This window comes from Desulfogranum japonicum DSM 18378 (assembly GCF_000429945.1).
GTDB lineage: Bacteria > Desulfobacterota > Desulfobulbia > Desulfobulbales > Desulfobulbaceae > Desulfogranum > Desulfogranum japonicum.
On record NZ_AUCV01000113.1, the window covers coordinates 1 to 1,913 of the forward strand.

Genomic DNA, 1,913 nt, shown 5'->3' on the forward strand with positions numbered 1-1,913 from the left:
GGGTGCAGCCGATCTCCCATAAAGCATAAAATTCACGCAGCCTTTGGTAGTTCCAACGGTTTACTTGATCTCACCTGGATGTTTCTTTCTTCGCTTTGCATTCGCTTGACCCATTGGCCATATGCCCAGTCATAAAAATGATCCCAATCGCCGTTGAGTTCGATACACCTCAGGTGAAGCAACGCTTCAGCTCGTTCAGGTTTCCAACGCATCCCAGAACAATCCAGCCGTTCGCCGATTACATTACGAACGGCTCCCTCAACCATCCCGCTTCCAATCGGCAAATCCTCCTCGATATATTTTTGGTAATTCATCATATCTACTCGAGATTGCATATATGTAATCGCTTTGGCAACAGCCTTTCTGACAGCTTTATCTCGTTTGGCCTTAGGTGACAGGGTGCATCTCACTTCCTTCAATAATTCAAGAAGATTTTCCACTTCCCCTTCGTATAGCTTGGCACGCAAGGTATCGACTAAGTCCTCCCGATTTTTTTGATTTATGTTATCGTCAGGATAGAAGGCTCTGCCAAATTTCCAGAGATACTCTTCAGCATGGCGAATATCCAAACAAAATGTGGCATTTGGAAAGAGTTTTGCCAGGCCATCCCTGAGACATGGTTCACCATCAACTACTATGTGCACCTGCTTGTTTGTATCTGGCGGAAACCCTCTTTTGGTTGCTTGCCTGCGAGCCCATTCAAGCATTACTTTTCGGGGAGTAAAAGATCCCCAAGCCTTTTTATTGATTGGGCCGTGCAAACGTTTGTCTGTGCCTAATTTCAGGCTGTACATCACAACCACTGTAGCACTGCGACCGTTCTTGCTCAAATCGTCTGCCTTACGACGAACCCGTTTGGTCTGTTTACGACACGCCTTGCCCCTATGGCGACGACAACAGGAAACTTTTTGTCGTTTCCGGCTCTTTTTTCGTTTCGCAAGTTCTCTATCAGTCAAAGTAGCTATTGCCTTTCCGTCCACTTCGATGACCAATACCTCTCCTTCATCCTCGGTAAAATTGGCAGTCTCCATATAACATGATGCCTCTCTGCCAATCCCCAACACCATATCCTGGATACTTTCCTTACTCGGTGACCAACCGTAAAAAGACCGCAGTAAAAGTATACACGTTCCGAAGCTCACACGAGTCGCCAGTTTTGCAGCCAATTTCATAACCAGTGGACTGAAACCATCTTTGCTCAACCCGACAGCTGTGTCAAACGGGAAAAAACCAGAGGAATTCCCTTTGTGAATAAAATATCGGCGCCAATATCTTACTTCGCCAAAGATTGTACAAATTGTTCGGCCGCTCAAATTCCTTTGCGCATAATAACGGTCTCCTTTCAACCAGTTTGAATAGCAAAAACGTTCATGACGTGAAATAAGGTACAGCTGACAATAGAGCGCTCCGAGCAAGAAAATTTTATCCTGCAATTTTTTCTCAAAGGAAAAGAACAGGCTATCGTTATCCCCGGATAAACAAAATTGAAGAATGGATTCAAAGCATTCTCGGAGTTGTTGTTTGAGGTCATCAATTGCCAGCGGCTGTTCAACCGTTGGCCTATCGTTTTGCCGATTATGCGTATTTCTTTGAGTCTTTTTATGATTCTGTAGCAAGGTAACTTGTCCAACCATATTGCTTCTCCATTGTATTGAATCGGTTAGCTATGGTTGAATACACTGTCTGGCCAGAATATCACCTTCTTTATTTTTATTTTCAATAGGTTATTAAAGTTTTTCTCGGTTCATGTCGTACGCTTGCCCTGATAATGACACAAAAAGAGCCTGGATCACAATTCAATTATATTTACAAAAATCGACATTTTGGCTGGGGGCGTCGAATTAAGCGGTTTGCATACAACGAAAAAACAGATAGATAACTTGAGAGAGTTTTAATATAGACCGGCTACACCC

At 43.6% G+C, this 1,913-nt stretch carries 1 protein-coding gene; it reads right to left on the reverse strand.

The window, feature by feature from the left end; genetic code table 11:
- Positions 1 to 32: 32 nt before the first annotated feature.
- Positions 33 to 1,634 (reverse strand): ISKra4 family transposase, encoded by a 1,602-nt coding sequence (locus G493_RS0122540; RefSeq protein WP_028582171.1) that lies wholly within the window; start codon positions 1,632 to 1,634, stop codon positions 33 to 35.
- Positions 1,635 to 1,913 lie beyond the last annotated feature (279 nt).